At 63.6% G+C, this 5,712-nt stretch carries 5 protein-coding genes; 1 reads left to right on the top strand and 4 read right to left on the bottom strand.

Translation table 11 applies throughout. From position 1 onward, the window contains the following. Positions 1 to 296 precede the first annotated feature (296 nt). From VIR62_RS00470 to VIR62_RS00455, 4 genes are all read right to left on the bottom strand, one after another. Positions 297 to 773, bottom strand: coding sequence for a tripartite tricarboxylate transporter TctB family protein (locus VIR62_RS00470; protein WP_431867754.1), 477 nt, complete (start codon positions 771 to 773; stop codon positions 297 to 299). Positions 774 to 775: 2 nt separating this feature from the next. Next, positions 776 to 2,287 (bottom strand): tripartite tricarboxylate transporter permease, encoded by a 1,512-nt coding sequence (locus VIR62_RS00465; protein ID WP_431867753.1) that lies wholly within the window; start codon positions 2,285 to 2,287, stop codon positions 776 to 778. 481 nt (positions 2,288 to 2,768) lie between these two features. Then, entirely contained in the window at positions 2,769 to 3,866 is a 1,098-nt protein-coding gene (locus VIR62_RS00460; protein ID WP_431867751.1) for a hypothetical protein, read from the bottom strand. 46 nt (positions 3,867 to 3,912) lie between these two features. After that, entirely contained in the window at positions 3,913 to 5,301 is a 1,389-nt protein-coding gene (locus VIR62_RS00455; protein WP_431867749.1) for an MmgE/PrpD family protein, read from the bottom strand. Between the two features lie 184 nt (positions 5,302 to 5,485). Between VIR62_RS00455 and VIR62_RS00450 the strand changes: the two genes are divergently transcribed. After that, a partial coding sequence (locus VIR62_RS00450) for an FAD-binding protein (RefSeq protein WP_431867747.1) occupies positions 5,486 to 5,712 on the top strand: 227 nt, incomplete at its 3' end.

Raw genomic sequence — 5,712 nt, 5'->3', positions numbered from 1 at the left:
GGAGAACCTGCGGCGCGGGCTGCTGCTGGCGCGCGGCGACTACTACCAGCTCCTGGCGCAGCCGATCACCGGCTCGATTCTGAGCCTGACGCTGCTCCTTGTCCTCTGGTCGCTATGGAGCTCCCTGCGCCGTCGCCGGCGGGTGACAGTCGAAGGGGAGTAGGCGGCCCAAGGTGAGGGTGATGCCCCAGCCGACCTGATAGGCCTCGAACGGCGGCGCTGCCGGTGCCGCTGCCCCGGTCCGGTCTGCCGCGCGGCGGTTCCACATAGCCTGGAGCGGCTCTTCGTCCCCCGTACTAGCCGAATAGCGCGAGCACCGCACTATCGAGGTAGCCGAGCGGAAAAACGAGGCCGATATAGCCGCCGAACATGGACATGAATGCTGCCATGGCGACGGCGAGTCCCAGCGCGGCGACGGGGCGCATTCCCGCGCCCTTCCACAGCATGAGCACCAGATAGACTATGGTCGCACTGAAGAAGCCGAGTACCATCATGGCGACGAGGTAAAGCGCCAGGCCGGCCAGATACCCGACGCCTCCTGTCAGATGCTTCGTGAACTCGGCATCCTCCTCGTCGTCCTGCGCCGTCGGTGGATCGGTGACCGCCCTGCGTGACAGCCCCAGTTCGATGAAGGCCAATGCAACTCCGAGCGTTGCGACCGTGATCGGAAAATAGGCCGCGAGCTTGGCGAAGTCCCGCGCCGTCCATGCCATCGCGGCCAGGAGCAGCATCAGCACTGCCAACAGTGCGTAGGAAACTCTCCGTTTTAGCATCGTCACGCTCCGGATTTTTCTGAAAGGGAGGACATGGAAGGTTCCTCCAGAGACGCCCCGCGCTGGGTGAGGATGACCGCTGCTACGATGACGATCAGGATCAACGCGCCGATGATGAGAACCATCGGACGTGTCATCCAGTCATATCCATAGCGGGACATCGAGATGAAGAGATAGCGTTCGGCGCCGGCTGACAGCACGAAGCCGATGACGAACGGAATGCGCGGCCAGTCGAGGATTCGCAATATCCAGCTAAAGACGCCGATCCCGAAGAGCAGCAGCAGATCACCCCAATGCTGCGTCGACTGATATGCGCCGATGCTGATGATCACAATCAGGAAGGGAGCGAACTTGTTCGCGTCCATCGTCGTCAGCCGGCTGATCGGCCTTGCCATTGCGAAGCACAGCATGGTGCCGAAGACGTTGGCCAGCGCCAGGCTCCAGACGATCGAGATCGTCAGCGGAAGCTGCTCGGTGACCATGCGCGGACCCGCTTCCACGCCCAATATGGTCAGTCCGCCGAGCAGAACAGCCATTGAGCCGCTTGTCGGCACGCTGAAGAGCAGCGTCGGAATGAGACTGCCGCCGTCCTTGGCGTTGTTGCAGCTCTCGGGTGCGATGACGCCGCGTATGTCGCCCTTGCCGAACTGGCTCTTGTCCCGGGCTGTCGCCTTGGCCAGGAAATAGGTAAGCCATTCCACCGTGCTGCCGCCCAGGCCGGGGATGATGCCCATGAAGGCGCCCAGCGCCGACGACCGAACGATCAGGAACCAGTGCTTCAGCACATCGCGCACGCCCTGTAGCGCGCCGCCTGTCAACTTGCCGGTCCGTGCGATCTTTCCCCCGCTCGTCAGGAAGGTGATCAGCTCGGGAATGGCGAAGAAGGCGGCAACCGCAACGGGAAGGGGAATGCCGCCGAATAGGTAGAGCCAGTCAAAGGTATAGCGGTATTCGGGGGTCGAGGCCGCGCCACCGACCGTTCCAAGCGCCAGGCCGAGGATGCCGACCAGGATGCCGCGCAGCGGGTGCTTGCCCGCCATGAGGCTGATCATGCTCAGGCCAAACAGCGTCAGCATGAAAAGATCGGGCGTGCGAAAGCTCAGAATGATCGGACGGGCTACCGGAATGGCAAGAAGCAGGATCAGCGCGCCAACGAGGCCGCCGATCATCGAAGCGATGAACGATGCGGAGAGCGCGCGGGCCGCTTCGCCACGCTGCGCCAGGGGATGTCCGTCCATGATGGTCGCCTGGGAGGAGGCGGAGCCGGGAATGCCGAAAAGGACGGAGGTGAACGTGTCGGACGTGTTGTTCACGGCGACAATGCCGATCATCAGCGCGAGAGCGCCATACGGATCCATCCCGAACAGCAGCGGCAGAAGCAAGGCCATGCCGGCGGTGCCGCCTATGCCCGGCAGAAACCCGACGGTAAAGCCGATCGCCACTCCCAGCACCAGATACATAAGGCGGACGGGGTCCGCGAGGATCACCAGCGCTTCAAGCGATGCGTCGATCATGTCGGGATTTCCTCCTCTTCCTCGCCGGCAGTTCGTTCACCCTCACAAGGCATGAAAAAGCTTCCTTTTTGAAGCGAATTTTTTTTCACTTAGCGAAGATTGCGGGGGAGGGTGAACCCCGCGACAACCTCGCTCCGCGAAAAGGAGCGGGTGCAGGTATCGATCTGCCGCGCGTGGACAGGCGTCTTTCCGTCGAAGCCGCAGGCCACGCCCTCGCGGCGTCCACGCGCGACGAGCGGCACGCTGGGACGATGTCGTCGAAATTCCGCACGGCGCCGCAGGTCTCGATCATCGCCCGGGGCCGGTGGCCGTGCAGGGCGGCCGCATCCGTGGATCGAGGGCCGCTACCTTAGGGAGCAGGGTGGGAATCTGATATGCCGAAGCGCCGCAACGTCGTCGCGCCTCCGAACGAGGCACCCGACGCTTGCGGCAGCTCAACCGGTTGTTGCGGGGCCGCAACGACGGCGGCCCCGCGAAACGGTCAGTCAACCGACAGTTCGAGATCGTAGGTTTCGTTCAGGTGATTGCGCAGCCAGGAAAGGACGTCGTCCGATACCGAAAGCATGGCTTCGGCATTGCGTTCGAGCGTTTCACCCACGATGGGCTTGTAGCCGGCCAGGATGTCCTCGCCCTGCGCGTAGAACTCGTCGCGCTCGACCACGCATTGCGTCGCCTCCTTGAGCGCACCCAGTGCCTCCTGCGGTATGTCCTGGTGAACCCAGACTTGGCGCTGAGCCGAGACGCCGGAACTGACGAGCGCCAGGTAGGCGTCCCAGACCTGCCCGCTCGGCTCCTTCCCGAATGCTTCACGGTACGCCTCCAGGAAGGAGGGAAATTCGGGGAATGCCGGGTCCCGGATCAATTCGCCATCCTCGACCATTCCGGCGGTGTAAAGCGGTATCGCGGTGCCCGCTTCGACCTGCGGCGCGACAAGCGAAATGTAGGCGGGGGTCGTCTGGTAGTCGATGTTGACCTCGCCCTGCTGGTAGGCGATCTGCACGGGACCCTTGCCCGCGTAGCCCAGCACCGCCTGCACATCGAGTCCAAGGATCTCGAAAGTCAGGAGACCCAGCAGGTCGAGCCCTGTCGCGCTGATGCCGCCGAAGACCAGTTCGGCTTCGGTCGCGACCAGCTCCTTGACATTGGTGACGCCGGTTTCGGGATTGACATAGACCACGCCGCCGCCCGGCAGGCCGAGGATCGGCGTCCAGTTGCGCGGCGAATAGCGCACGCCGTCCTGGCCGAGCATCCACGCGTAGGACGTGGTGCCTGCCGTAACGAGAATGGACAGCCCGTCGGGCTTGCGCATCAGCTCGAATTCGTTGGCGCCGATGACGGTGGCCCCGCCCGGAATGTTGATGACCCGCACGGAGGCCGCGTTTGGCAGGCAGGCCGCATACTGAACCTGAAGCAGCCTTGCGAAACTGTCGTTGCCGCCACCCGGCGCATAGGGAACGATCAGTTCGATGTCCTTGTCGTCATAGTAGTTGCTTTGGCCGGATGCCGGCACGGCGCTGATTGCGATTGCAGCCGTTGCGGCCAGAAACGCGGCCGAAAACCTGCGGCGTGGATTGCTCATACTGTTTTCCTCCCAAATATGAAGCTTGTTTGGTACCCGTTTGTGTTCACGTGCGGTTTGCCGCCGATTGCAAGGCGGTTACTGGCCGCTTGGGCGTAGCGCCGGCTTCGACGATCGCATCGACGAGCGGGGCGATACTGGTCAGGGTCTCCAGCCGATCGACCGCTTCGACGACCTGTCGCGGGTCGCCGCCGCTGAACTGCTCCAGCTTGGAAACGGCGATCTCCCGCCAGCTCGACTCGCGCGGCGGATAGATGCAGTCCAGCAGCTCGGTCGAGCCGTCTTTGAAACGCAGCTCGATCTCCTGCTTGCCGATGGCGAATCCGCTTTCGCCATCGCGGGCCTCCACGATGACACTGCCGGCCAGATCGATGATGTCGGCGTCACCCCATCGGCCCGTAATCATCGCCGACGCGGACAGGCCTCCGTCGAGAAGGCCGGCCGCGACAGCGAACGGCAGGCTGTGGTCCGCAGCCTCGCGGCTGCGCGGACGGAACTTGGCCGGATCGGCCGTCCGCTCGGCGGTGCGTGTCGAGACCCGGACGACGATCTGCGAGATCTCGGAGAGCTGTCGCGCATTGCGTCTGTGGAAGGCGCTGGCGGCGGCGATCAACGGCTGCAACGCGTATTGTGCGGGATAAGTCTTCAACCAGATGTCGGCCACGTCATCGCATCCGGTGTTCGGCACAAGTGCACCGGCATCGATGGCGCGCCCGCAAATCCGCGACAGGAGCTCGACGACCTCGTCGCAGGCGCCATCCTGCGCCGCCAAGCCGTCCCGCGCCATCAGTGTCATGTTCACGCCGCGGCTTGCGATGAGGCCATATGCAAGAGCTTTCACATTCGCCAGATGTCCGCGGCTGAAGCCGTCCGGCGCGATGAACGCCGGCGCCGAGAGGTTGACGGCGCGTGCGGCGGTTTCTTCGCCATACCCAAGGAGCCTGGCGGCGAGGAGAGGCGCGACCCACGCGGCATGGCCGACGTGATGCAGGCCATTGTCGTGCAGGGACAATTGCCGCGCCAGCCAGGCGTGCATGCCGAACGCCGCTATCAGTCCCGAGAGGAACTCCCGGCCGGTCGCGCCGCCTGCCTCCGCGCACGCGATCGCCACCGGGACGGCTTCGCTCGGATGGCTGACGTCGGCTTCGGAATAGACGTCCATGAAGTCCAACGACCGCACAGCCGCGCAGTTGGCCAGGACAGCGACGTCCACGGCAACCTTGCGGCCGTCGACAAGTGATGTCGCTCGCAGCGCCTGTTCATGTGAACTGCCGGCCTGCCGATCCGCGATCTGGACGATCTCCGTCGAGACGCCACCCAACATGCAGGCGATGGCGTCGATCAGAAGTGTCTTCGCATGGCTGGTGAGGAATGGCGACATGCGCTCGCTGTCGATCCGATACATGTATCGACCGAGCGCGCCTGCGAGACTCATAGGCCTGCCGTCCTCCAACAAAGGCGGTGTGCGCATAGCGAAAAATACTTTGCAGAGTGAAAATGATGCCAGAATAAGCGGCTGCCGTCAACCGCTTGCCGGGCATGTTGGAGGGGCTTGACGGCGATCCCCGGGCACCGCGACTATATCGAAAATATTTTCGTATAGCGAAGGAACAGCTATCATGCTCAACAGTTCGAACCATGACGTAATCGTCGTGGGGGCAGGCAATGCGGCGATGTGTGCCGCGATCACGGCTGCACAGAACGATGCGCAGGTGCTCGTCCTGGAGCGTGCGCCGGAAGCCGAACGCGGCGGCAATACGCGCTTCACGGCCGGCGGCATGCGCTGCGTATACGATGGCCTCGACGACCTCCTGGCGTTGATGCCGGATCTTAGCGAGGATGAGAT

Origin of the sequence: Allosphingosinicella sp. (assembly GCF_036570505.1) — a bacterium.
GTDB lineage: Bacteria > Pseudomonadota > Alphaproteobacteria > Sphingomonadales > Sphingomonadaceae > Allosphingosinicella.
This window is presented reverse-complemented; position numbering and strand designations above follow the sequence as displayed.